This window comes from Wolbachia endosymbiont of Wiebesia pumilae (assembly GCF_017869285.1).
GTDB classification, from domain to species: Bacteria; Pseudomonadota; Alphaproteobacteria; order Rickettsiales; family Anaplasmataceae; genus Wolbachia; species Wolbachia pipientis.
This window is the reverse complement of sequence record NZ_CP054557.1, coordinates 1,096,139-1,120,079: the sequence shown is the minus strand read 5'-3', so window position 1 is coordinate 1,120,079 and position 23,941 is coordinate 1,096,139. Positions and strand designations below refer to the sequence as shown.

The following is a 23,941-nucleotide window of genomic DNA, read 5'->3' as shown; positions in this document are numbered from 1 at the left end:
CATCGTCATAAAGGAACCAGTGTCAAGCTACTCGGATGACAGGAGAAGGGGCTACTTGCATGACGGTGTCGGTAAACTTAGAGCTATAATAACTATTTGCCTTTTTTCTGCTTAGGTTATGCAAGAAGTCTACTGTCTGAGAAAAGGTAGATAAAAGATGAAAACAGATAGAAGTATTTTAGTAGCTCAAAAAGAACGTTAAGTCATGCTTTTTATTTATATTGACAGCGTATATGACATCGTTTACGATTAAAGTTAATAACAATAATTTATATTTATCATGTTTGCAGTAATTGAGACTGGTGGAAAGCAATATTTAGTAAAAGAAGGTAGTATAATAAAGGTAGAGAAGTTAGAAGCTGAAGAAAAAAAAGAGGTGGAAATCAATAAGGTGATTTGTATTTCAAATAATGGCTTATCTTATTCATCTAATGCTACTGTTAAAGCTGAAGTGTTGGAGCAGTGCAGGGGGGAAAAAATTATAATCTTTAAGAAGAAAAGAAGAAAAAATTACCGTAGGAAAACTGGTCATAGGCAGTATATAACTGTTCTTCGTATAAATGAAATTAGTCTTCAAAAGTAAGAGGTAAGATATGGCAACTAAAAAATCAGGTGGTAGTTCCTGTAATGGTAGAGATTCAGCGGGTCGTAGGTTAGGAATAAAGAAGAATGGGAAGGTTATTCCTGGTAACATAATTGTGCGCCAAAGAGGCACAAAATTCCATCCTGGGAAGAATGTTGGTATAGGTAAAGATCATACGATTTTTGCTAAAATAGAAGGCTGGGTCAGCTTTAGAAGATCAGCAAATAAAAAGACTTTTATTGATATCGTGCCTACAGATAATATGAAAGCTTCAGCTTGAATAAATCATGGGTCTGTAGCTCAGGTGGTTAGAGCGCACGCCTGATAAGCGTGAGGTCGGAGGTTCAACTCTTCCCAGACCCACCATTTAGTAGTTACTAACTGTGTTTTCTATAGCGGTTTTGATATTGTATAAGCAAAAACATGAGTTTATATAAAAATTTAGTAACCAGTGAATCAGTGGCGGCTGGTCATCCAGATAAAGTAGCAGATCAAATTTCAGATGCAATACTTGATGAGTACCTTTTTACTGATCCTTTTGCGCGAGCTGCAATAGAGACTTTAGTCACCAAAGATAACGTTATTATAGCTGGGGAAGTGTTTGGGCCTAACATCAAAAATAGCAGGATTGAAAGTATTGTACGGAATACAATAAAAGATATTGGTTACAAGCACGATGGGTTCCACTGGAGAAAAGTGAAAGTAAATATATTGCTGCATGAGCAATCAAATGACATTGCAATAGGGTTGGATCAAGGTGCTGGAGATCAGGGCATAATGTATGGCTATGCAACAACAGAGACAGAAAACCTTATGCCGGCACCCATTTTTTATGCACACTCGATTCTGAAAAATATCATGAGCGCAGTTAAAGAAGCAAAACTTGGTCCAGATGCAAAGTCACAAATCACTTTGGCATATGAGAATAACCTCCCGGTACGTGCTGAAAGTATTATTGTCTCAATACAGCACCCTGAGGATTTGGATCAATCAAAAGTAAAAGAAATAATTTACCCTTACATAGTTTCATCTTTACCTGAAGGATGGATGTGTCCTGAGGAAAATCTCTTAGTCAATCCAACTGGTAGATTTGTTATTGGTGGACCGGTTAGTGATTGTGGATTAACCGGACGAAAAATTATGGTTGATACTTATGGAGGTTATATTCCACACGGTGGAGGAGCGTTTTCCGGAAAAGATGCAACCAAAGTTGATAGATCTGCGGCTTATATGGCAAGATATCTTGCTAAAAATATTGTCTTTGCAGGCTTGGCTGAACGTTGTCTTGTGCAGCTTTCTTATGCAATTGGTGTATCAAAACCTACTTCATTCTATATTGATACATTTGGTACGAATAAGGTAGAGGAAAGAGTAATTAAAAAGTTTATCGAGAATAATATAGATTTATCAACAAAAGGCATAATCAAGCATTTATCGCTTAATCATCCTATATATAAACGTACAGCCTGTTATGGACATTTTGGTAAAGAGTCAGAAAGTGACGGTGGATTTTCTTGGGAAAGCATAAACTTGTCTGCTGATCTTCGTAGAGAATTCAATATAGAAGGTAATAGTAAAATTTCTTTAGATTGCTAAAATTTTTGATTTACAGCCCCATATTTATATACTAGCTTATTGTTAAAGCATAGCACGCTTTTTCATAATAATTATACCACATTAGTAATAATTTTTATATTCAATTTTTATTGTGAGGCTTATAAAGTGTATAACGAAATAGAAGGAGAACTGTACAACGTAATTGTAAGATGTATGGTCCCAGAGTGTGATGGTGTGGATTTAGTATAAATAATTCTGGAGACTGTGTCCACTGATAACATATAAATTCATAAGGAGTAAGACCCTTAAGAGTTTTGAGTCTCTTTGCATAATTATAAGCCATAACAAAGTTATAAAGGTGTTCTTTAAGTTGCTGGTGCGATTGATAGTAATACTTCTTAACTGTAGCATCCTTTAAAGTTTTATTCATACGCTCGACTTGCCCATTCGTCCAAGGATGGCTAACTTTTGTCAAACGATGTTCAATAACATTCCCTTCGCAAACTCTATCAAATATATGTTGGAAAGCATACTTATGACGCTTCTGGTTTGTAAATTGTATACCGTTATCTGTCAAAATAGTATGGATTTTATACGGTAAAATTCTAATCAAATTACGTAAGAACTCAGCAGCTATGGGTTTTGTAGCACTGTTACGCAACTCAACATAGGTAAATTTGGATGTCCTATCAATAGCAACAAACAAATGTAATTTGCCCTCCTCAGTTCTAACTTCAGCAATATCAATATGAAAGTAACCGATAGGATATTGTTTGAATTTCTTTTTTGACTTAACTTCTCCATCAACAGTTGGTAATCTGCTAATGTTGTGTCTTTGTAAACAACGATGCAAGCTAGAGCGAGTCAAATGCGGAATTGTAGACTGCAGAGCGTAAAGGCAATCATCTAGTGGCAGTAGTGTATACTTGCGAAATGTAACTATTATAGCTTCCTCTTCTAGCGTTAAAACAGTCGATCTTGGACGCTTTGGACCCATATCAGCATCTTTCGTAAATGAACGTTTTCTCCACTTAATAATAGTTTTTGGATTAAGGTTATAATGCTTGGAGAGTTTTGCTATGCTCTCTTTTCTATTTTGTATTGCTCTACGAATCGTCTGTGTTGTTTTGGCGCACCCATGCAATATTTGTCCCATAACTCCTCCTTTGATGGTATTTTTTTCTCATATTTTATCATACCATCACACTCTGGGACTGTACATCTTAGCCGCTAACAAGCAGCGGGATGATGAATTACTTAACCATCATCTACACCGTCATACCGCGATTCATTCGCGGTATCTCAAAGCATAGATCCCGCTAACACGTAGCGGGATGACGGTTGTTGTTTAGCTATAAATATTAAGAAATTTACCAAATGAAAAAAAAGGCAAAAGAAACCCTGGGGTTATTATCCGCTTTAAAATATTGGCGTTTTTTATGTTTTAAACGCTTGACAAGCGAGATTCAGCCGCTTTTAATTGCAACTAACTTACGCTGCAAATGTTTAAGAAATTTACTAAGCAGAAAAAAAGACAAAGAATCCCCGAGTTAGCTAGTCTTTTACTATCTCTGTCGAGTATTGGCATTTTTTGATGTCTTGTAACGCTTTATAAGCGCGTTCAGCTTATTTAGATAAAAATCTAGATGTAGATGAAGTTTTGTAAAGACATACAGTATCTATATACTGCAAAAAATTGAACATAAGACGCCGATACATTAAGTAATCCTTACCTTTTAATCTGCAGATTGGCAAAAGCAAATACAATAGCTTCACTATCATGATAAGGGCGCTGGCGAAGGGTGTCAAGTAAGTTTTTTCGTTTCTATTCCCAATAAAAGTTTGTTATATGGTTATGCAAGAAGTTTAATACTCATAGTTTCAAGCATATACTGAAATATTTCATTAGCTATAGCAACATCTTGGCGTGGGGCTTTGCCGTGTTCTATAAACACAGAGATTGCATAGCGCGGGTTATGGTAAGGGCCATAGGCGATAAATAACTTATGACTTTCGCCCTTAGAGTTTATTTCTGGTGTACCGGTTTTGCCAGCAATTTGTATACCGCTTAGCCCTTTCTTATAGGTTCCAGTTTTAGAATTCACCACATCAAACATAGCTTTTCGAACTATGCTAAGATGCTCACAATCCACATCAATATCGGGAAAATCTTGTATCGTTTCATTCATCTTAATGCGGGGAATTACCTCTTTTCCTGTTGCAATCCTCGCTGCAAGAACTGCAAGCTGTAGTGGTGTTGTAAGCATATACCCTTGTCCTATAACTAAGTTGATAGTGTCACCTAAATACCACTGCGAATATAGCTTTCGTGTACGCCAATCTCTATCTGGCAACAACCCTGGAGCTTCTTCTTTAAACGTTCCAATCAGTGGCCCACTTCCAATACCAAATTTTCTGGCCATTTCTACCAGAGAGTCTACACTTATTTTTTTCCCTATATTATAAAAGTAAGTGTTGCATGATAATGCCATTGCCTCATTTAAAGATACATACCCATGGACTTTGCTTTTCAGACAACGAAATTTCCGCTCACCTATTTTCATATAGCCCTTGCACGAGAATTTCTCTTCTGGTGTTATTATCCCGTCTTTTAAACCCGCAAGCGCAACTATTACTTTAAATATTGAACCAGGTGGAATTTGATATGATAACGCACGATTCACAAGCGGTAATGAAGGAGCATTCAAGCTCTCCCAAGTCTCATTTGATAGCCTGCTAGCAAAAAGATTATTATCGTAAGAAGGTGAATTATATAATGCTAAAATTTCTCCATTATTTACATCAATTACCACTGCGGAGCCTTGGTGATCTTTAAATACCTCTGCGGTTTTCTCTTGCAGATTAATATCAATTGTCAGTTGTACATCTTGTCCGTCTTGTTGTGGTATGCTTGATAATTCTTTTATGACGCGTTTTTTAGAATTTATTTCCTGCTCAGATTTTCCTGACTTGCCTTTCAATATATGATCATATGTATATTCAATACCGCTGATTCCTACTTCGCTTATGCCTTGCTGTCTTTTTGTATATCCGATTACATGAGAACACATTGAACCAAACGGGTAATAACGTTTATAAAGAGCAGTTATTTTTTCTGACGATTTTGCTATTTTAGACTCGACTTCTGATAATGTCTGCAAATCAACTTCCTTACCAGAACCATCAAACAAAACAACATACGAAATTTTGTTCATCGCAAGTTCAATGCTATTCCTATCTAAAATTTTGCCCCGCTTAGGCATAATAGTAGCAACTCTTATTCTATTACTATTAGATAGTGCTTCGTACTTTTGTCTGTTTCGTATTTGTAAATTATATAACCTGCAACTAAAAACCGCAGAAATGGTAAGCTGAATACCACCTAATATGAATGCTCTGCGGTTAAAGACTTTGTTTTTTGTCCACATAACATTCCTTCAAAACGCACTTTTTTCCCCTCTTTTATTGTTACACTTCTGGCTTTTACCGTATTACAAACCCTTTTTTCCCACTCACTTAAGGTCACAAACTTATAACCTGATTTTTTTAGTATTTTAATAATATGAGGTAAAGCTTCAATTGTGTTTGACCTGTTATTGTGATCATGAAACAGTATAACTGCTCCATTATGTACATTACTTAAAACTCTTTCAACTAAAGTTTCTGGCTTATCACCTTGCCAATCTAGCGAATCAACTGTCCATAATATTGAATACATATTTAATTGATCAATATTTTCAATCAGATTATCGTCATAACATCCATATGGCGGACGAAACCATTTTACATCTTGTTTTATTGCATTTTTAATTGCTGTATTTGTCTTTTCCAATTCTTGCAATTGTTCCTCACTTGAAAGTGATGTCAACTTCCTATGCGACCAAGAGTGATTGCCTAACTCATGACCTGATTCATGAATTTTCTTTACTATTTCAGACGTTTTTTCATTTATACGTTCACCAAGCACAAAAAATGTTGCTTTTGCTTCATAGCTTTCCAGAACATTAATAATATCGTTTACTCTATTGTTAGACGGTCCATCATCAAACGTAAGCGCAACAAACTTATCGTCGTTATTCAATAATTTTTTTATATTACTTAAATTTCTATATGATAGATCTAGATTACAACTGAGCCCACAGTATGGTAAATTAAAATTACAATCACTACAAAAAGCCGTACTTGAATATAGTAAGAAAAAAGTGATTATCCTTATAAACATTTGTAATCAGCAAAGTGATAGAATACTACACTTTTTTGCTAAGTTAAGCCATCTTTAATTGCTGTAGCCTTTACTTCATCGCTTCTTTAATATATTGTATTAACAATTTTATATAATATATTATGATTGCAAATATAAATACCGTTGCGCTTCAGGGAATTAGCACAGTAAATGTCAATGCACAAATTCATATGGCAAATGGTATTCCAGCTTTTAATATTGTTGGATTGCCAGATAAAACTGTTGCGGAATCCAAAGAACGCATCAGAGCAGCGTTAAATTCAATCAATCTACTACTACCTCCAAAAAGAATTACAGTTAATCTCTCCCCTGCGGATTTACTGAAAGAAGGTAGTCATTATGACTTGGCTATTGCTATTGGACTACTTGTTGTAATGAATGTGATACCAGTTGAAAAAGTTCAGTCTTATATCATTATGGGTGAGCTTGCCCTTGATGGCAGAGTTATTCCAGTTTCAGGAGTGCTGCCAACAGCGATCAATGCAAAACAGGCAAATAAAGGAGTAATTTGCCCAAGGGGAAATGGAGTAGAGGCTTCATGGGTAAAGAATGTTTCAATTCTAGCTATAGAGAAATTAACTGATATTATCAGACACTTTAAGGGTGAGCAATTAATTCAGCCAGTAATTTTTAAATATAGTGATGCACCCAAAGAAAAAAGATTGGTTCCCGATATGAAGGATATTAAAGGCCAAGTTGTTGCAAAAAGAGCAGCTGAAATTGCAGCAGCAGGTGGGCATAATATGCTTCTTGTTGGCCCTCCTGGTACTGGAAAATCAATGCTTGCTAAGCGCTTTATAGGATTGCTGCCTGATTTAACCGAACAGGAGATGATTGATGTTAATATTATTTCCAGCATAACAAAAACTGGTAATGAAATATTCAAAGTAACTCGCCCCTTTCGTGAACCTCATCACTCATGTTCCATGCCAGCAATGATAGGAGGAGGAAAGAATGCAAAACCCGGAGAAATTACCATGGCTCACAATGGCGTGTTATTTCTTGATGAGCTACCTGAATTTCCAAGACTCGTGCTTGATTCTCTGCGCCAACCACTTGAAGATAGAAAAGTTACCGTTGCAAGGCAAATGCTCACATAACCTACCCTGCCAATTTTCAACTGATAGCTGCAATGAACCCTTGCAGGTGCGGTTATTTAGGTGATGCAAGCAGATCGTGCAACAAAGCTCCAAAGTGTGGCACAGATTACAAAAACAAAATATCAGGCCCATTGCTTGATAGAATAGACATATGCATTGAAATGCCAAACGTTAGCATACTCTCTCCTGAAATCTCTGTGGAGGGAGAAAGTACTAAAATTATAAGAGAAAGAGTGATAGCAGCAAGAAAAGTTCAAACTGAGCGCTATAGTGAATTAAATATTCGTTGCAATTCAGAAGTAAGCGGTGAAGCATTTAATAAATTTACTGAACCAGATCAGGCAGGGTTAGAATTGCTAAAATACGTACTGAAAGAAAATTACATTTCCAATCGAGGCTACACACGCGTATTAAAAGTTGCAAGAACTATTGCAGATCTTGCAAAAAGTGAAGAAGTAAAAAGAGCACACATTGCTGAAGCGCTCAATTACAGAATAAAGGTATATTAAAAAATTAGTTTACTTGACAGGCAATTTTTTTTACTATATGCTTCCTTAATGAAATTTTAACATTCTATTTAAGGAGTAGAGTTATGGCATTAACAAATTATGAGTATAGAAAAGAGGATGGCATTTTTCATGCTATTTCAGAAGGATATATACAAGCTGAAAAATACTGGGGAATTCCTGGTGCTGCTGGTGGAGCTGGTCAGTACGCTATGCATAATAAAGGGAGAACAGCATTATTTCCGCTTGCAGTTGCAAGTGTTGTCTTTACAGCAATGCATATGAAAGCAGGCTTTGTTAGTGCAGCAGAAGCTTCTGGGTTTCTTGCTAAGACTGCCAGTTACTTTGTTGGAACAAATCAAGCAATAGCTGCTTCATTACCTGGATTTATCGGAACAGGTGTTGCTGGTCAGATAGTTGCGGGTGCCATAATGACAATTGCTGCAGTTGCTGCTGTTTATGGAACATATCAAGTTGCCTCAAAATTAAAAGATGTTGCAGTTGAAGCATTGAAAGGGAAAGATCAGACAATATAATAATCTTCAACAAAATAAAAAGGGATAGGTTTCTGTCCCTTTTTATAAACGTTTTCTATTTTTTGCATCGGTTAAGTGATGTCATCTAAGAATCTAGTTATTATAATTAACGGCACTTATTAGTATAAATGTTAAGAATAAGTAAATCCCGTTTACTATTTACGCCTATAGAAGTGAAAAGTATTTGCATATTATTAAAAAAGCGGTAACTTATTATCAAGTGAATTCGCTAAATTTGAGTAATTTAAATGTCTATTGATCTTAGTCTGCCGGAGTTGCCTATATTACACCCAAGGATTACCGTTGTGGGAGTGGGTGGTGCTGGTGGAAATGCTGTGAATAACATGATCCAATCTAATTTGCAAGGAGTGAATTTTGTTGTCGCAAATACCGATGCTCAAGCACTAGAAAAGTCGTTATGTGATAAAAAAATTCAGCTTGGCATTAATTTAACTAAGGGGCTTGGTGCTGGTGCTTTGCCTGATGTTGGCAAAGGTGCAGCAGAAGAGTCAATTGATGAGATTATGGAGCATATAAAAGATAGTCATATGCTTTTCATCACAGCAGGAATGGGCGGTGGTACTGGAACCGGTGCAGCACCGGTAATTGCAAAAGCAGCCAGAGAAGCAAGAGCCGCAGTTAAGGATAGAGCGCCAAAAGAAAAAAAGATATTGACTGTTGGAGTTGTAACTAAACCGTTCGGTTTTGAAGGTGTGCGCCGTATGCGCATTGCAGAGCTTGGACTTGAAGAACTGCAAAAATACGTGGATACACTTATTGTCATTCCAAATCAGAATTTATTTAGAATTGCAAATGAAAAAACTACATTTTCTGATGCATTTAAACTTGCTGATAATGTTCTGCACATTGGCATCAGAGGAGTAACTGACTTGATGGTCATGCCAGGGCTTATCAATCTTGACTTCGCTGATATAGAAACAGTAATGAGCGAGATGGGCAAAGCGATGATCGGCACCGGAGAGGCAGAAGGAGAAGATAGAGCAATTAGTGCTGCAGAGGCTGCAATATCTAATCCATTGCTTGATAATGTATCAATGAAAGGTGCGCAAGGAATATTAATTAACATTACTGGTGGCGGAGATATGACTCTGTTTGAAGTTGATGCTGCAGCCAATAGAGTGCGTGAAGAAGTAGATGAAAATGCAAATATAATATTTGGTGCTACTTTTGATCAAGCGATGGAGGGAAGAGTTAGAGTTTCTGTTCTTGCAACTGGCATTGATGGTCGCAATAATAAATCAGAAACTTCACCTATAAGTCAGAGCGAAGACTCAGAGAAAGAGAAATTTAAGTGGCCATATAGTCAAAGTGAAAGTACACAAGACAAAACACTGGAAACAAAACCAGCTGAACAGGTAAGCGAAGGAGCTAAGTGGGGCAGCAATATCTATGATATACCAGCTTACTTAAGAAGAAAAAAATAATGCAATTTTGGCTACTTAAGTCAGAGCCAAGTGAATACTCATGGCAAAAAATGGAAAAGGAGCAGGTAGTTGAGTGGGATGGTGTGCGCAATTATCAAGCTCAAAATTACATGAAAATTATGAAAGCAAGCGATCTTGCGTTTTTTTATCATACAGGTAAAGAGAAAGCAATACTTGGAATCGTTGAAGTATTTAAAGAGTATTATCATGTTAATGATCCCAAGTTCGGATTAGTGAATGTAAAGTTTTTGAAACCTTTAAATAACCAAGTAACGTTAAATAATATAAAACAAAACCCACTTTTGAAAAATATGACTATATTAAAACAACCACGTTTATCAATTGCCCCAGTTTCGGAAATTGAATGGAATGAAATAATAAGGATGAGTGATGTGTAATACCTGTCATTTCAGTTCCTAAATGATGTCATCTCAGCACACAACGCACAGCTGTATGAATATTTGTCTCGAAGGCAGTGCATTAAACGTTATAGCCGATTTTGCATCAAACACAAAGGTGTCATTCCAGTGCTTGACACTGGAATCCAGCCTTAATGCAACCACATTAAAGCCGTTGTGTTTTAATATAAGATTAGCTACTTTTATATTCACTAACTTGATGTCTAATCAAAATTCCTGGATCCCAGTGCCTAGACACTGGGATGACATCCTTCTAGTGTACAATATTCGTACAGTTGTGTACATGACACAAGGGTCTATAACTCTTCTTTTTTGGATTCCAGTGTCAGCTATTTGCATGACACCCTTACTGATGTGTCACTCATGTTAGAAGTAAATATTCTTGACAAGAAATGGTGCAGCATTATAGAAAATCCTAAAAATTTTGTATTAGGTGTCATCAATGCTTCTCTAAAAGAATTAAAAATAGACCACTATAAACCAAATATATCAATAGCTCTGGCTGATGATGACTTGCTACATCAACTTAATTTAAAATTTAGAGAAATGGATAAGCCAACTAACGTACTATCATTTCCGTATGAACAATTGTCTAATGAGTGCGATTTAGGAGACATAGCAATTTCAATAGACACAATAAAAAGAGAATCGCATGAGTATTATATACCCATTCTTGCTCACATTGCACACATGTTAGTGCATGGATTACTGCATTTACTTGGTTATGATCACCAAAAAAAAGATGAAGAAATTATAATGAAAAATCTAGAAAGAGAGATTTTAGCTTCGCTTGGCTACAATATGTGTGCGATTTAAAAGGAATTTAATAAAAATATAGTAGATGATAATAAAATATGTTATCTACAAAGGGTTTTAGCTATAAACAATAAAAGGTAAGTGATATGGTTCAGTTTTCTTTGCCAAAGAATTCTAAAATTAATCAAAAGGGCAAAATTTATCCTATTCCTGCTAGAGCAAAAAACATCAGAAGATTTCAAATTTACCGTTGGTCTGCTGATGACGAGAAAAACCCTAGAATAGACACATTTTTTATTGATATGGATAGTTGTGGCCCTATGGTACTTGATGCATTAATAAAAATAAAGGATGAAATAGATTCGACTTTAACTTTCAGACGTTCTTGTAGAGAAGGCATATGTGGATCTTGTGCCATGAATATTGACGGAACCAATACTCTTGCATGTACTAGATCTATACATGATATAAAAGGTGACGTAAAAATATATCCATTACCTCACATGTATGTAATAAAGGACCTAGTCTCGGATTTGAGCCAATTTTATGAGCAATACAAGTCAATTAAACCTTGGTTACAAGCAGATAAGCCTGCCCTACCAAATAAAGAATACTCTCAATCTTCTGAAGATAGAAAAAAATTAGATGGCTTGTCCGACTGTATATTATGTGCTTGCTGTTCGACTGGTTGCCCAAGCTACTGGTGGAATAGTGATAAATTTTTAGGACCAGCAATACTATTACAAGCTTACAGATGGATTGCTGACAGCCGTGATAATAAGACAGGTGAAAGACTTGATGTTTTAAACGACCCATTCAAGTTGTATCGTTGTCATACAATAATGAATTGCACAAAAACTTGTCCTAAAGGACTTAATCCAGCAAGAGCAATAGCGAAAGTAAAACAGCTCATGGTAGAGAGAGAAGGAGTTTAAGTATTATCTTTTGCATTCTTCGTAAGAGAACAGCAAACCTTCCGAAGCGTAGGGTATTGTTAATACCCTGAACGCTTTTCCGTTTGTGAAGTGCATCGTATCATCGTACGATTCAAATAATTTTTTGAACAACTCATGTCTTTGGTTACTAATAGTTTGAAAATCCTCTTTTTCTAAAAGCTTTTTAGATTCGAAGAGGTAAAGCATAACTTCGTGATAAGTTGGGTAAGATGCCAAAAATTTTGGGTCAAATTGAAAGGTTTTTATAAAAGCATTATTATAAAATTTTAGCTTTTGATTCTTACTATATATTACTATAGCAACCGGTAACCTCTCAAGCAAATTTTTCTGTGTAGCTAAATAACTGTTTAATTCAGTATATAATTTCTCTGCATCACTAACATCTTTCCCATACATTACTATGCTACCAGAACCTTGTATTGGAATTTTAACAAAATCGAAAACCTTAGGTTCGTTCTTATAAGTTATGACATGTCTTCCTGGTTTTGTGCTATGAGCGCTACCGGTAATAGCAAATTTCTTAGAACCATCTACATATTTATCATAAAACAAGTTATAAAATTCCACCTTTCTACTCTTGTTATATCTTAGTATTGGAAATGGTAAAGAGTTGAAAACGTTTTTATAGCTCTCCACTTCCTGTGTAAGCTTACTATTTTCTAACTCAAGTCCGTTAGCCTTTATCTTACAGTCTGAGACATTCCTTATCCATAACAGCACACCTATCACATTGTTAGAATCATCTATTATGCTTCTACCGTAACATATGCAATAAACCTCACTGTCTTTTGACTTTAAATCTAGAGTAAAAGATTTATTTATTTCCTTTGCCTCAACAAAATTTTTGATTAAGCTTTCTGATTGCTCAAAAAAATTCACAAACTCATTAAATGAGTAAAAAACAGTATTAAGCAAAATTAGTAAATTGGGAGAGAACTTTTCTATACGTTTTTTTGCATCCCAAATATAAAACCCATCATTCACAGTATCAATTAAATTATTTATGATAACATTTTGATGCTGTAAGTTCTTAATCTTATTACTAATTTTTAATTTAGAATAAGAGAGAAAGAATAATATTAGAATCAATATTAAAACCACTTCATACAAAAAAAACATAGCACTTTTAAAACAAATGTAAAAATTTGTAACCGCTCAGAATTATGCTGAAGAGGTATATAAGTAAAGATTGCCTAACATTTGAAAGCCCAATCTCTTATAAAGGTTCACAGAAGATTTCATACAATGTGCTACTATATATTTGCATTCAAGCTGTTTAGCTATCTTTATTCTTTCTAAAACCATTTGGGTACCTATTCCACGATTCCTGTAAATTGGTAAAACTCCATCACTATAAAAACCAGCTACGCTATCTTGAACATAAAGACCGCATGTCCCAATAATTTCATTATTTAGTGTTACAAGAAAAAATCTTAATCTTGAGTTCTTATCATCATAATTTGATAATCCGCGAAAAAATGTGCTGACAATTCCAACGCCATGATAAAAAATTTTAGAAGTGTGTAGATCTAACTGTTCTAAGAGGTTGCTACCATTCACAGCATTTAACCTCAAGTTTGGAATAACATCAGCAGGTAAAAAGTAATTTTTCATATTAAGTAAAGCTTTTTTTGGTGTGCTAACGTGTTTTATTTCACACTTTTCTAAAATATCTCTTATTTTCATATGTGAATTTATTACCCATGTTGCTTCTATATCTCTTGTTCTGAGATAATCTAGAGTTTTTTGTATAGAAAGCTCGGTACATTGATCTCCACAGAACACAAAATTAAATAATGACTCCCTGGTACCATTTATTGTAAATATGATGTTATCAAATTCATCGTGTACTTCCCACTCAGATAAATTCGCTGTGTACAGTATATAATCCTTTAGATTTTGAACAATTAAGCTTGAATAATAAATTTTTTTATCCTGCATACACCAACAATAAACAATAAAAGGCTCCTATAAGAACACAGGCTAAAATTGCAGCTATAACGTCATCTAGCATAATACCTAAAGGACCTTTGGTATTTTTATCGATTAAATTTATAGGCCACGTTTTTATTATATCAAAAAACCTAAAAGAAAAAAAGCACAACAACAATGAAGAACAATTCATCTCTTGGCTTAACAATATCGAAACTAAAAGTATCGTCAGCAATTGACCAACCACTTCGTCAATTACTACCTCTTTTGGATCACATGAAGTCTTGTAATGTTTTATATAATTACCTGTAGACCATAATCCAATTAAGAATAAAAAAGAAATAATTGTTGCACCTAAAATTTTGTTGCTCAGGATTACAGGAACAAGCGGAAAAGAAGCCAAACTACCCACAGTACCTGGCATTTTTTTTACTGTTCCAGACAGCCACCACGTTGATATTAATTTATATAAAAATTTCACAATATATCCAAATACAAAATTAACTTATAAGAACAGAAAGAGTATCCTCTATAGAGGCGCTTTCATACAATAATCTATAGACCGCTTCACATATAGGCATTTTTATCTTTAGCTTTCCTGCTAAATTAAATATGGACTCAGCAGTGCTAAAACCTTCAATCACTGACTTGCCTTCTGACAAAATCTGCTGAACATTAAAGCCATTGTCACTATTACCTATTTTAAACCCAAAAGATAAGTTTCTTGAATTCAAGGATGTGCATGTCATAATTAGGTCACCCAGACATGCTGGCCCAAGTAGTGTATTTATATCCACACTACCGTCACCAATTTTTGCTGAGTATAAAGCCTTAATTTCGCTCATACTTTTCGTAATCAATGCTGCATGAGCATTAAACCCAAGTTTACTACCTAGAACAATCCCACACGCTATAGCAAAAACGTTCTTTAACGCTGCACAAATCTGTACTCCTATAATGTCGTTACTAAACTCCAATTTAACATTTTCTTGTTGCAGCTCTGATACTAGCTTTGAACCTAATGTGTTATTTTGGCATGCAAGAACCATTGAATAGGGTAATTTTCTTGCAACTTCTACAGCAAAGCTAGGACCTGAAAAAATAGCAATAGGATTGTTAGGTAAAATTTCATTTACTATTTCACTAGGTAATTTTAATGTAGACTTTTCTATTCCCTTACAAGCTAAAATTATTGCTACATCTTTTTTCAGATTACAATTATGCAATTGCTGACATACCTTCCTCAGAGACTGAGTGGGAACAGCGAGGATTGTTACTGAAGCATTAATTATGTCTTCAATAGCCAATTTTACTGACACATTATCAGAAATTCGACAACCGGGTAGCTTGTCACTTTCTCTTTTCCCGTTGATTGATTCAAATGTAGTTTCATTGTGAGTCCACAAAATCACATCTTTCTTACTACCTAATGAAATTGCGATTGCTGTACCCCATGCACCAGCACCTAAAATTGATATTGCCACACAATATTCCTGAAAATATTACTTATACTTTAAAATAGTAGGATAAGTAAATTAAAAATATAACACAGACATATAGAATAGTTAAATATTTATTAACCGAAGTATTCTTTTAATAATAGTAACTTTAATTCAATATTTACTAAAAATATTATTACTATCATGGTATGTCTATTATATTTTAGATCTATTTATATAACTTTGGAACAATATATTTACTATTAATTAATAAGTGTAATTTTGATCATTTGTTAATAAAAATTTGATTTATTACTTTCCTTAGTTATATATATTACTAAAATTATAAATTATTTATGGGGTGTAAAATATGCGTATATTATTAATTGAAGATGATCAAGTAAGTGCAAAGACTGTAGTTAACGCCTTAACTTCTGATGGACACTTCTGTGACGTTGTTACTTCTGCACAAGATTATAACAATAATATGGTTTCCTCAAACGGAGATTACTATGACCTAGTTATTTTAGATATACACTTACCTGGTGATATTGACGGATATGATATATTGTTAAGACTAAGAAGTGCAAAAATCAAAGTTCCTGTCTTAATACTTTCATGCATATCCGCTGTCAATCACAAAGCTAAAGGACTCGGGTATGGTGCCGATGATTACTTAACCAAGCCATTTCATAAAAGCGAGTTATTAGCTCGAATTAAGGCCATAGTGCGTCGTACTAAAGGCCATCCTGAATCGGTGATAAAGATTGGTAATATAAATATCAATTTTGATCACAGGGTTGTTGAGGTGAAAGGTAAAACGGTTCACCTTACTAATAAAGAGTATTCTATGATAGAATTGCTAGCACTGCGTAAAGGAACAGTACTAACAAAAGAAATGTTCTTAAATCATCTTTACAATGGCTTGGATGAACCTTCAGATAACAAGATAGTTGATGTTTTTATGTGCAAATTACGTAAGAAACTTGAAAGTGCAAATGATGGAAAAAGCCACATAGAAACCGTTTGGGGCAGAGGGTATGTTCTGAAAGAGTATATTGATGATGATGAATATTCTAATGTTAATGTAGGCGAAAGTAGTGATGGCTATCAAGCAGAACAAGTGAAGGACAACGCATGAAATGCCTACACATTTAAATATAGCATGGCTTATATCGCACGTATCATGTGAACGCCTAGGTGAAATATAAGCCGAGTTCTGTTTATGTAGCTATTTATCTGGAGTAAATGTTACCATTTACCGCATGCGATTTACCCGAGTAGATATGAGGAAAACATAAAATCTACTTCTATTTAATCTTGCTCCTAGTGTTGGTTACTCGACTACCAATGTTGCCATTGCCATGGTGTGCTCTTACCACACCTTTTCACCCTTACCTAAAAATATTTTAGGCGGTAATTTTCTGTAGCCCTATAACTGGAGTTACCTCCGGCGGGCATTACCCGTCACTATTTTTCCTTGGAGCCCGGACTTTCCTCTGCTATGTTTATCACACAACAGCAGCTACTTATTTCACCTAGGAATTATACTTTAACATGAAAATCACAAAAGCAAAAGACAATTTCCTAACAGTCTACATATTAAAAACATTTAGACAAATAGCTAAAGGTGATATTCCGGCACATCATCACTATCCCAAGATAAGCTTTTTTCACTTTTAGACTCCGCTTCAGTTAGTCAAGAGCCTGGTCCACCGCTTGAAGACGATGAGCTACTTCTTGATCGACTACTACTTTCTACTGATATACTATTTAGCACTGTTTCAGATTGATATATAGTTCGCATTCTGTTACCAGTGGTAAAAATTTCTTCATCGCTACTTGAAGATGATCGCCTTCTATAACCCAAATCAGTTAGTTCTAATACAGGAGCAGCATTACGACCCTTAACATATCTATATGCTATGAATCCTATAATTCCAACAATACCTATTGCTCCAACCAAAGATCCCCCTATCATTCCTGCCTTATTAGACCCTATAGCAAGTTGAGTAGGTTGTGGTGAAGAAGTAGACTGAGGAAGTAAAGTCGTGGTGAATATAGGAGTTGTTGACTCTTTTGTTCTAGTACTTGGTATACTAAATACTGTTTGTGTAGTTTTCTCTGAGCTTGTTGTTGGCGCAGTTGGTTCCACTGTTACTGTGCTTGTTTGAGTCGTTGACTCTGTTGAAGGTTTATTCGTTGTAGAAGTAGGTGCAACGGCTTCTGTTGTTGGCTTCACTGTTACTGTACTTGTTTGAGTCGTTGACTCTGTTGAAGGTTTACTCATCGTAGAAGTCGACGCACCAGTCGCTGCTGTAGGTTTTACAGTACTTGTCTCAGTCCCTGAAGTTACTATCGGCACACTAGTTGACGTTGTAGCAACCGTGGTCGCTTGTGAAGTAGTAGTTGTTTTTGCTACTGTCGTTGACTCCGTTGAAGGTTTACTTATTGTAGAAGTAGGTGCAACGGCTTCCGTTGTCAATTTAGTAGTCTTCACAGCGTCGGTTTCTGCTGTGCTAGTAATTGCAGCAGTCGGCGTCTTCTTAGAAGTCACAACCGTTTCTGCAACAGTTATAGGAGCCACGGTACTACTAGAAATAATATCTGGCGTTAATCGACCGTTAATGATATTAACAAAATCACTGAGAGTTTTGATGCTATTTGCCGGTATTATTGTTGCTTCAGAAGATTTTCCAGAGCCGTTTTGATTAAAAGTTACAATATTTTCTCCACTTACCGCAGTTACGATAAAACCACCCTGACCGTTGCCTTTAATATATAATTGCTCTATAGGATCTGTAAATTGATAGATAGGAAAATCTGACACTGATCCATTTTTAAGTAGAGTTGCTATATGTAACCTCTGCTCATTAGCTGATTGGTCATTTTCAAGAAAAGCAACTAGATCATTTCCTTCCGTTTGTTCAACATACTGCAAAAAGCTTATTTCATGTTCTCTAGAAAGAGATAGTGCTTTATTATCTATTTGACCTTTTCGATTACCAAGTAAAAAGCCATTAACTCCATCCTTCAGACCCTGAATCACTTTAGCCATATCAAATTTAAAAATACGTGTTTTTCTCACCTCTTGATTTTCCTTAGTAATCCTTTTGCTCACTTGCGAATAAAGCATCGTGTTTCCATTTAATGCCAATTGCCCCTGATTATCAAAATTGAACAATTTTCTTTCTGTAACACCTTTTTCTCCAGTCAATACCTTAAATTTTCCGCTCTCGCTTGACTTTAAGTACCAAGAAACTAAAGTTTGATCCTTTAAGTTATGGGCGATTACAATTACGTCACCATTACCAACTTTCACTGCTCTTGGTTGAAAGTAACTATTGCCCACATTTGCAAGACTATTATTATCAATATTCTTTTGTAATTTTCTTTTATCTAAATGTTCAACTGAAGGAGTATTAACTGATTGTTTAATTCCGTAAGTGTTAAAAGATAAGCCTTTAACGCATTTTTCTCCTTCTTCGCTAATTCCTTCTTCAGGAAAGATAACTCCAACTTTATCTATTTCAGCTGAATCTTCTATTAATGTGAGAGATAATTGATCTTTGAATTCATTTGCTACGCTGATATTTGTACCACATTCGTATGTTTTTGATTGATATAATGGACTAATAAGTAATTTTACTTTACTGCTCCCATTACCATTATCTTGATAGCTGAGTCCGTAAGCAACTCCATTCCCCTCAATTAATTCTACGTTTGTTGGATTAAAACCTATCGCTTCTTTAATTTCCGGTGTATTTGAGTTGATCCCGAGCAATCTTCTTAATATAGACATAATTTTATTTAAAATATTAATAAAATGCTATTATGATTACTCCTGTGTGTTAATGTCAATGAAAATTTTAACTAAAATTAAAAAATTAATATAATATTTTATACTAAAAGGTAAATATAAGCTTGAAGAGGGCTAAGAAGCTTTATGCTATTTCTCAAAAAACCAACAATTGCAATCATTGGTTCTACAGGTATAATCTGTTAAAGTTTACACGAGTCTCATGAATGATAGAAAAAGAAGAGCAGTTTAGTTTTACATCAGAAAACCTCAAGAAAGCGGGAAAGTTTATAGAGATGTATCCCAAAGGTAGAGAAGGTAGTGCTGTTATGCCTTTACTATATCTGGTTCAAGAGCAATGCGGATGGGTTTCTGAATCTGCTATGCGTTATGTTGCTGATATGCTGCATATTCCACATATTCGTGTATATGAAGTGGCAAATTTTTACACCATGTATAATTTAAAACCAGTAGGCAAATATCTAATACAAATTTGTAGAACAACTCCTTGCTGGTTGTGCAATAGTGAAGAAGTTTTAAATACCTTTAAAAAAAAACTTGGAATCAATATCGGTGAGACTACTAAAGATAATTTGTTCACTTTAAAAGAAGTTGAATGCCTAGGTGCATGCGTTAATGCTCCCGTTGTGCAGATCAATAATGACTTCTATGAAAATCTTACTCCTGAGAAAGTAGAAAACATCATAACAGAACTTTCAGGCAAATAGATGAAAGAAGAATTTTCATTCAAGAGAATCAAGCAATCAGGTTCTGCAAGAGTTGGAACAATTAAAACTCCAAATGGAAGCGTAGAAACCCCCGCTTTTATATTCTGCGCAACAAAAGCTGCAATTAAAGCTGCAGATATTGAAAGAATAAGTGAAGCTGGTACCCAAATCATACTTTCCAACACCTATCACCTAATGCTTCAACCAGGAGAGAATACTGTTGCAAAACTTGGTGGTTTGCGCAAGATGATAGGATGGAATGGGCCAATGCTAACTGACTCAGGTGGATATCAGATATTTAGCTTAGGCCACGGATCAGTTTCGGAAGAGATAAAAGGAATAAGAAAAAAACAAAAAACTTTGATCAAAATTAATGAGGATGGGGCAATTTTTCGTTCTTACATTAATGGTAAAATTTATTGCTTAACTCCTGAAAAATCTGTACAAATTCAACAGAAATTAGGTGCAGATTTAATCCTAGTTTTAGATGAATGCACTCCATTTCACGTAAGCAAAGAATACACAGCAAAATCAATGCTCATGAGCCACAGATGGGCTGAACGTTCTTTAAATGAATTTGAAAAAAACAATAATGGCAAGCAGGCACTGTATGGAATTAGTCAAGGCGGAGTGTATCAAGATTTACGTAGAGAAAGTTGTGATTTTATCAACGATTTGCCATTTTTTGGTCAAGCAATAGGTGGATCACTTGGTCAAAGTAAAGAGCAGATGCATGATGTAGTTTCTTTCACTATGGACCACCTGAAAAAAGACAGGCCTACTCATTTGCTTGGTATTGGTGGAATTGTGGACATCTTTCGCGGAGTAGAGCTTGGAATTGACACGTTTGATTGCGTGCATCCAACCCGCTTAGCAAGGCATGGTGGCGCACTTGTTAAAGTAAAAAACAGAAATTCTATTTCTTCAAAGTGCAAAGAGCATATTAATTTGCGGAATCAACGATTTGAGCTGGACAACAACCCAATTGAAAGTGACTGTTTATGCTTTACCTGCAGAAAACATTCAAGAGCTTATATACACCATTTACTGAAAGCTAAAGAGCTCCTGGCTTACACGCTCGTTACCATTCATAATATTTTCTTTATGAATAAGTTAATGGCATCAATAAGGCAGGCTATATTAGATGATAGGCTAGATCGGGAGAAAAATAATTGGATTAGTGAGACACCACTACACTGTGAATTATACACCTAGTTCATATTTTTCTACGCTTATTTTATATTCCCTAAAACAGAAAAAGCCTTCCTCTTCCTACTCTTTCTTCCTTGGCTAATCCATAGTTAGCGTTTTTTGCACATGTGCGTTGCATTTTTTAATCTTCTTTAAAAACTTGACAATACATGACAACACTGGTATGTTAAAAATATAGTTTTTGTGAGGTATTTATGGTTAACAATAAAGAAAAACATCAAATAGCGTTTTGCGTTTCAGCCGTTACATTCTTAGCTGGGTTATCATTAATCGCAACTGCAATTGCAGTGGGTACCGTACCTGCTATAGCTGCTTGTCTAGTGATAGGAGGAATTTTGACTGTCTTGTCTGGTGTGCAAGCAGTAGAAAGCTATTTATTTTTACGAAACAGCGAGAAAACTTTGAATAAACTGATAAGTAATATACGCGATGAACCAGAAAGCAAACTTTTTATAGAAAGGATTTTGCAACCGTTCATTGAACTTTTTAGTGAGCTTAAGCAACATAATTAAAGTACACTAAGCTTTAAGCATAGAAACCACTTTATCGTAACTTGGCAATGATTCAATTTCTCCAATTGCAGCTAGAGTGGTTTTTTCATGCTGAGATAACAATTCTTCTGCTGCTTTTTTTACGTTAGCAGTGGTAACTGCACTAATTTTTTCTATTAATTCATTTTTACTGATGTACCTATTATAGTTACCGTAGTAGTGTCCCAATGTTTCAGCACGTGAGCTAACACTTTCGCGTGACATTAAAATTTGGGATTTTACTCGCTCTTTCACTCTATTTACTTCTTCTTCCTTCAGATCATCTGTAGACAACTTCTTCAACTCTGTCGTTATAGATTTTAAAAGCTTATCTAAGTTACTACTGTCTGTACCAGCAAAAATGGAAAACATTCCTGTATTAGTATAGCTGGAATTAAATGAATAAACAGAGTAAGCTAATCCCTGCTTTTCCCTTACTTCCTGAAATAAACGTGATGACATTCCGCTCCCTAATATAGAATCAAGCACTTGAAACGTGTGATATTTATCGTCATGGCGAGAAACACTAGGTAGACCAATTAGCAAGTGTACCTGATCTAATTTACGATGTTCTAAACACTCACCACCAGTACAGCTCGCATTTTGGCTTTTTTTCAGCTTTTTAGAATGAATCTTTGAGAGAAAATCTTTGGTTAATGCAACAACTTCTTCATGTTCAACATTTCCTGCAACGGCAAATAGCATATTCTCACCAAAGTAATGCTCATTTATGTAATTATCTAGATCTCCTCGAGTAAAAGATTTTACAGTATTTTGCGTGCCTAAGATTGACCTACCAAATGGTTGGTCTTTATAAGCTGCCTCAAAATATTTGTCGAAAATAATGTCACTTGGTGAATCATTAGTTTGAAAAATCTCTTGTATTACAACACCCTTCTCACGTTCCAATTCATCTTCTGGAAACGTGGAATTCATCAATATATCTATTAATATAACAATACCAGTTTTTATGTCTTTCTTGAGGACTTTTGCATAATAGGTGGTGCTTTCCCTACCGGTGCTAGCGTTGAAAACTCCACCTATGTCATCAAAAGCTTTTGCAATTTCAAAGGCAGTTCTTGTCTTCGTCCCTTTGAAAGCCATGTGTTCTAAAAAATGGGATATTCCATTTTGCTTTGCACTTTCTGCTCTACTGCCAACACCAACTCGTATGCTTAAAGCTACGGAATCAATATCACGCACCTGCTCAGTTATTATGCGCAGACCATTATCTAATTTTGTTACCCGGGGTATATTCATCTCATATATTCTTCTAAGTTCTCTTCTGCAAAATCCCAATTAATCAAATGATCAAGGAAAACTTTTATGTAGTCAATTCTACGGTTTTGACAATCTAAATAATAGGCGTGCTCCCACACATCCATAGTGAGTAGTGGCACTTGGCCATAAATTATTGGCAAATCTGCATTTGGAGTCTTGGTGATTTTGAGCTTTCCTAACCTACCTTTTTCGAGCACTAACCATACCCATCCACTGCCAAACTGGCTTACTCCATGACTAGAAAATTCTTCATAAAATTTATCAAAGCCACCGATATCGTCTTGAATTTTTTTTGCTAGAAGACTACCATCTTTAGGCTTACCACCACCATTTTTTTTCATTGAATTCCAATAAAAAGTATGGTTCCAAACTTGTGCTGCATTATTAAATATAGGCAAGTTGCCGCTATTACCATGCACTTTTGTTATTAATTCCTCAATTTTTACATGTTGATAATCCGTATTTTCAACTAGCTCATTGAGTTTATTTAAATATCCTTTATGGTGCTTATCATAATGAAAATCTAAGGTTTTTGCAGATATATAAGGCTCCAAAGCTGTTTTATCGTATGGTAATTCAGGTAAAGTAAAACCCATAAAAACCTCTTTATTTCTAACCTACTTGGATGGTAGGGCAATATATGCTTTTGTGCAACATATAATTAATAGCTAAAACATTTAGGTATCTATTGCATTATTCTAAATTATACTACAATAACGATTATTATATAAGCCATAGAAATGGATTAAATGCAAAAGTTACTTGACACCCTTCGCCAACCCCCTTATCATGAAACTGAAGCTATTTATTTATCTTCTCTGTACAGATTAAATGACAAAAAAACTCACGTATCTGGCGTCTCATGTTTAATTTTTTGCACTATGTGCACCTTATGTCTTATAAAATTTCTACCTACATA

23 protein-coding genes, 1 tRNA gene, 1 other RNA gene and 1 pseudogene are annotated in these 23,941 nt (G+C 35.1%); 14 read left to right on the top strand and 12 right to left on the bottom strand.

All coding sequences use genetic code 11. From position 1 onward, the window contains the following. Positions 1-280: 280 nt before the first annotated feature. From rplU to metK, 4 genes are all read left to right on the top strand, one after another. Positions 281-583 carry a 50S ribosomal protein L21 gene (rplU, locus tag HUB92_RS05870; RefSeq protein WP_006279565.1) on the top strand — a complete coding sequence of 101 codons (303 nt, stop codon included), beginning with the start codon at positions 281-283 and terminating at the stop codon, positions 581-583. Positions 584-593: 10 nt separating this feature from the next. Continuing rightward, complete coding sequence (gene rpmA, locus HUB92_RS05865; RefSeq protein WP_006279564.1) at positions 594-863, top strand: 50S ribosomal protein L27; 270 nt, start codon at positions 594-596, stop codon at positions 861-863. Positions 864-872: 9 nt separating this feature from the next. Beyond that, positions 873-949, top strand: a tRNA-Ile gene (locus HUB92_RS05860). Positions 950-1,006: 57 nt separating this feature from the next. Beyond that, positions 1,007-2,179, top strand: coding sequence for a methionine adenosyltransferase (gene metK / locus HUB92_RS05855; protein WP_209472680.1), 1,173 nt, complete (start codon positions 1,007-1,009; stop codon positions 2,177-2,179). Positions 2,180-2,279: 100 nt separating this feature from the next. Here the strand turns inward: metK and HUB92_RS05850 are convergent, their stop codons facing one another. The 3 genes from HUB92_RS05850 to HUB92_RS05840 all read right to left on the bottom strand — a co-directional run bounded on the left by HUB92_RS05850 (position 2,280) and on the right by HUB92_RS05840 (position 6,362). Further along, positions 2,280-3,296, bottom strand: coding sequence for an IS481 family transposase (locus HUB92_RS05850; protein WP_244663058.1), 1,017 nt, complete (start codon positions 3,294-3,296; stop codon positions 2,280-2,282). 697 nt (positions 3,297-3,993) lie between these two features. Then, positions 3,994-5,568: a penicillin-binding transpeptidase domain-containing protein gene (locus tag HUB92_RS05845; protein ID WP_209472678.1), complete on the bottom strand. Its 1,575-nt coding sequence runs from the start codon at positions 5,566-5,568 to the stop codon at positions 3,994-3,996. Further along, a complete protein-coding gene (locus HUB92_RS05840) occupies positions 5,523-6,362 on the bottom strand; it encodes a polysaccharide deacetylase family protein (RefSeq protein ID WP_209472676.1) in 840 nt (279 codons plus the stop codon). Before HUB92_RS05840 ends, HUB92_RS05845 begins: the two co-directional genes overlap by 46 nt. 122 nt (positions 6,363-6,484) lie before the next feature. Between HUB92_RS05840 and HUB92_RS05835 the strand changes: the two are divergent. The 4 genes and pseudogenes from HUB92_RS05835 to HUB92_RS05820 all read left to right on the top strand — a co-directional run bounded on the left by HUB92_RS05835 (position 6,485) and on the right by HUB92_RS05820 (position 10,368). Further along, positions 6,485-7,992: pseudogene (locus HUB92_RS05835) on the top strand (YifB family Mg chelatase-like AAA ATPase). 83 nt (positions 7,993-8,075) lie between these two features. Beyond that, positions 8,076-8,525, top strand: coding sequence for a hypothetical protein (locus tag HUB92_RS05830; protein WP_209472674.1), 450 nt, complete (start codon positions 8,076-8,078; stop codon positions 8,523-8,525). A gap of 248 nt (positions 8,526-8,773) precedes the next feature. Continuing rightward, a complete protein-coding gene (gene ftsZ / locus HUB92_RS05825) occupies positions 8,774-9,970 on the top strand; it encodes a cell division protein FtsZ (protein WP_010962790.1) in 1,197 nt (398 codons plus the stop codon). After that, a complete protein-coding gene (locus HUB92_RS05820; RefSeq protein WP_007549395.1) occupies positions 9,970-10,368 on the top strand; it encodes an EVE domain-containing protein in 399 nt (132 codons plus the stop codon). Before ftsZ ends, HUB92_RS05820 begins: the two co-directional genes overlap by 1 nt. 228 nt (positions 10,369-10,596) lie before the next feature. Here the strand turns inward: HUB92_RS05820 and HUB92_RS07000 are convergent, their stop codons facing one another. Then, positions 10,597-10,728, bottom strand: a complete 132-nt coding sequence (locus HUB92_RS07000) for a hypothetical protein (protein ID WP_255322244.1) — start codon at positions 10,726-10,728, stop codon at positions 10,597-10,599. 24 nt (positions 10,729-10,752) lie between these two features. Between HUB92_RS07000 and ybeY the strand changes: the two genes are divergently transcribed. Then, positions 10,753-11,205, top strand: coding sequence for an rRNA maturation RNase YbeY (gene ybeY, locus HUB92_RS05810; protein WP_010082473.1), 453 nt, complete (start codon positions 10,753-10,755; stop codon positions 11,203-11,205). A gap of 86 nt (positions 11,206-11,291) precedes the next feature. Then, positions 11,292-12,080: a succinate dehydrogenase iron-sulfur subunit gene (gene sdhB, locus HUB92_RS05805; protein ID WP_010082472.1), complete on the top strand. Its 789-nt coding sequence runs from the start codon at positions 11,292-11,294 to the stop codon at positions 12,078-12,080. Positions 12,081-12,083: 3 nt separating this feature from the next. Here the strand turns inward: sdhB and HUB92_RS05800 are convergent, their stop codons facing one another. Genes HUB92_RS05800 through HUB92_RS05785 form a run of 4 tightly spaced genes read right to left on the bottom strand, consistent with a single transcriptional unit; the run spans position 12,084 to position 15,517 of the window. Beyond that, complete coding sequence (locus HUB92_RS05800; RefSeq protein ID WP_010962793.1) at positions 12,084-13,220, bottom strand: PAS domain-containing protein; 1,137 nt, start codon at positions 13,218-13,220, stop codon at positions 12,084-12,086. 42 nt (positions 13,221-13,262) lie between these two features. After that, positions 13,263-14,042 (bottom strand): GNAT family N-acetyltransferase, encoded by a 780-nt coding sequence (locus tag HUB92_RS05795; RefSeq protein ID WP_006280097.1) that lies wholly within the window; start codon positions 14,040-14,042, stop codon positions 13,263-13,265. Beyond that, on the bottom strand, positions 14,032-14,514 hold the full coding sequence (locus HUB92_RS05790) for a phosphatidylglycerophosphatase A family protein (protein ID WP_209472672.1): 483 nt from the start codon (positions 14,512-14,514) through the stop codon (positions 14,032-14,034). Before HUB92_RS05790 ends, HUB92_RS05795 begins: the two co-directional genes overlap by 11 nt. 19 nt (positions 14,515-14,533) lie before the next feature. Beyond that, on the bottom strand, positions 14,534-15,517 hold the full coding sequence (locus HUB92_RS05785; protein WP_010962796.1) for an NAD(P)H-dependent glycerol-3-phosphate dehydrogenase: 984 nt from the start codon (positions 15,515-15,517) through the stop codon (positions 14,534-14,536). A 325-nt stretch (positions 15,518-15,842) separates the two neighbouring features. On the opposite strand from HUB92_RS05785, the gene HUB92_RS05780 reads away from it, so the two are divergent. Next, the gene (locus tag HUB92_RS05780) at positions 15,843-16,613 is read left to right on the top strand and encodes a response regulator transcription factor (RefSeq protein ID WP_010962797.1); all 771 of its coding nucleotides are present in this window, start codon (positions 15,843-15,845) and stop codon (positions 16,611-16,613) included. A gap of 51 nt (positions 16,614-16,664) precedes the next feature. Here HUB92_RS05780 and rnpB read toward each other — a convergent pair. Beyond that, positions 16,665-17,014, bottom strand: an RNA gene (rnpB, locus tag HUB92_RS05775) — RNase P RNA component class A. A 157-nt stretch (positions 17,015-17,171) separates the two neighbouring features. Continuing rightward, the gene (locus HUB92_RS05770) at positions 17,172-19,274 is read right to left on the bottom strand and encodes a hypothetical protein (RefSeq protein WP_044471262.1); all 2,103 of its coding nucleotides are present in this window, start codon (positions 19,272-19,274) and stop codon (positions 17,172-17,174) included. A gap of 224 nt (positions 19,275-19,498) precedes the next feature. On the opposite strand from HUB92_RS05770, the gene nuoE reads away from it, so the two are divergent. The 3 genes from nuoE to HUB92_RS05755 all read left to right on the top strand — a co-directional run bounded on the left by nuoE (position 19,499) and on the right by HUB92_RS05755 (position 21,723). After that, positions 19,499-19,999 carry an NADH-quinone oxidoreductase subunit NuoE gene (nuoE, locus tag HUB92_RS05765; protein WP_010962799.1) on the top strand — a complete coding sequence of 167 codons (501 nt, stop codon included), beginning with the start codon at positions 19,499-19,501 and terminating at the stop codon, positions 19,997-19,999. Further along, on the top strand, positions 20,000-21,214 hold the full coding sequence (gene tgt, locus HUB92_RS05760; RefSeq protein ID WP_010082445.1) for a tRNA guanosine(34) transglycosylase Tgt: 1,215 nt from the start codon (positions 20,000-20,002) through the stop codon (positions 21,212-21,214). Positions 21,215-21,405: 191 nt separating this feature from the next. Next, positions 21,406-21,723 carry a WD_0736 family protein gene (locus tag HUB92_RS05755; protein ID WP_010082444.1) on the top strand — a complete coding sequence of 106 codons (318 nt, stop codon included), beginning with the start codon at positions 21,406-21,408 and terminating at the stop codon, positions 21,721-21,723. A 6-nt stretch (positions 21,724-21,729) separates the two neighbouring features. On the opposite strand, the gene HUB92_RS05750 is transcribed toward HUB92_RS05755, so the two are convergent. Then, positions 21,730-23,001 carry a M16 family metallopeptidase gene (locus HUB92_RS05750; RefSeq protein ID WP_209472670.1) on the bottom strand — a complete coding sequence of 424 codons (1,272 nt, stop codon included), beginning with the start codon at positions 22,999-23,001 and terminating at the stop codon, positions 21,730-21,732. Continuing rightward, positions 22,998-23,618, bottom strand: a complete 621-nt coding sequence (locus tag HUB92_RS05745) for a superoxide dismutase (protein WP_209472668.1) — start codon at positions 23,616-23,618, stop codon at positions 22,998-23,000. Before HUB92_RS05745 ends, HUB92_RS05750 begins: the two co-directional genes overlap by 4 nt. Positions 23,619-23,941 lie beyond the last annotated feature (323 nt).

Coding starts and splice junctions, on each gene's coding strand:
- rplU (WP_006279565.1), top strand. CDS start 281: ATGTTTGCAGTAATTGAGACTGGTGGAAAGCAATATTTAGTAAAAGAA.
- rpmA (WP_006279564.1), top strand. CDS start 594: ATGGCAACTAAAAAATCAGGTGGTAGTTCCTGTAATGGTAGAGATTCA.
- metK (WP_209472680.1), top strand. CDS start 1,007: ATGAGTTTATATAAAAATTTAGTAACCAGTGAATCAGTGGCGGCTGGT.
- HUB92_RS05850 (WP_244663058.1), bottom strand. CDS start 3,296: ATGGGACAAATATTGCATGGGTGCGCCAAAACAACACAGACGATTCGT.
- HUB92_RS05845 (WP_209472678.1), bottom strand. CDS start 5,568: ATGTGGACAAAAAACAAAGTCTTTAACCGCAGAGCATTCATATTAGGT.
- HUB92_RS05840 (WP_209472676.1), bottom strand. CDS start 6,362: ATGTTTATAAGGATAATCACTTTTTTCTTACTATATTCAAGTACGGCT.
- HUB92_RS05830 (WP_209472674.1), top strand. CDS start 8,076: ATGGCATTAACAAATTATGAGTATAGAAAAGAGGATGGCATTTTTCAT.
- ftsZ (WP_010962790.1), top strand. CDS start 8,774: ATGTCTATTGATCTTAGTCTGCCGGAGTTGCCTATATTACACCCAAGG.
- HUB92_RS05820 (WP_007549395.1), top strand. CDS start 9,970: ATGCAATTTTGGCTACTTAAGTCAGAGCCAAGTGAATACTCATGGCAA.
- HUB92_RS07000 (WP_255322244.1), bottom strand. CDS start 10,728: ATGCAAATAGCTGACACTGGAATCCAAAAAAGAAGAGTTATAGACCCT.
- ybeY (WP_010082473.1), top strand. CDS start 10,753: ATGTTAGAAGTAAATATTCTTGACAAGAAATGGTGCAGCATTATAGAA.
- sdhB (WP_010082472.1), top strand. CDS start 11,292: ATGGTTCAGTTTTCTTTGCCAAAGAATTCTAAAATTAATCAAAAGGGC.
- HUB92_RS05800 (WP_010962793.1), bottom strand. CDS start 13,220: ATGTTTTTTTTGTATGAAGTGGTTTTAATATTGATTCTAATATTATTC.
- HUB92_RS05795 (WP_006280097.1), bottom strand. CDS start 14,042: ATGCAGGATAAAAAAATTTATTATTCAAGCTTAATTGTTCAAAATCTA.
- HUB92_RS05780 (WP_010962797.1), top strand. CDS start 15,843: ATGCGTATATTATTAATTGAAGATGATCAAGTAAGTGCAAAGACTGTA.
- HUB92_RS05770 (WP_044471262.1), bottom strand. CDS start 19,274: ATGTCTATATTAAGAAGATTGCTCGGGATCAACTCAAATACACCGGAA.
- nuoE (WP_010962799.1), top strand. CDS start 19,499: ATGATAGAAAAAGAAGAGCAGTTTAGTTTTACATCAGAAAACCTCAAG.
- tgt (WP_010082445.1), top strand. CDS start 20,000: ATGAAAGAAGAATTTTCATTCAAGAGAATCAAGCAATCAGGTTCTGCA.
- HUB92_RS05755 (WP_010082444.1), top strand. CDS start 21,406: ATGGTTAACAATAAAGAAAAACATCAAATAGCGTTTTGCGTTTCAGCC.
- HUB92_RS05750 (WP_209472670.1), bottom strand. CDS start 23,001: ATGAATATACCCCGGGTAACAAAATTAGATAATGGTCTGCGCATAATA.
- HUB92_RS05745 (WP_209472668.1), bottom strand. CDS start 23,618: ATGGGTTTTACTTTACCTGAATTACCATACGATAAAACAGCTTTGGAG.